This window comes from Achromobacter sp. SIMBA_011 (genome assembly GCF_046535435.1).
Taxonomy (GTDB): Bacteria; Pseudomonadota; Gammaproteobacteria; order Burkholderiales; family Burkholderiaceae_B; genus Achromobacter; species Achromobacter dolens.
This window is the reverse complement of sequence record NZ_JAWRWN010001210.1, coordinates 1-236: the sequence shown is the minus strand read 5'-3', so window position 1 is coordinate 236 and position 236 is coordinate 1. Positions and strand designations below refer to the sequence as shown.

At 66.5% G+C, this 236-nt stretch carries 1 protein-coding gene; it reads right to left on the bottom strand.

Going from position 1 to position 236, the window contains the following annotated elements; translation table 11 throughout:
* A partial coding sequence (locus tag SB816_RS34900; protein ID WP_410548612.1) for a CHAD domain-containing protein occupies positions 1 to 236 on the bottom strand: 236 nt, incomplete at both ends.

The window sequence follows — 236 nt, the reverse complement described above, 5'->3', positions numbered from 1 at the left end:
CGACGTGAAGAATTCGAGCGTGTAGCGCAGATATTTCGCGGCGATACGCACGCGATGGCGGCTGGCTTCGTCGATGGCGGTGAGCTTCTGCGTCTGCGCGAGGCGCTCGTAATAACGCCGCACGCGCTTCCTCGCATGCCGATACAGCGAACGTCCGTCCTCGTTCGACGCACCGGACCGACGCGCCAGCGCCGCCAGCCACTGAAGCCACGCGAGCGCCGCGTGGGCGTAACGCG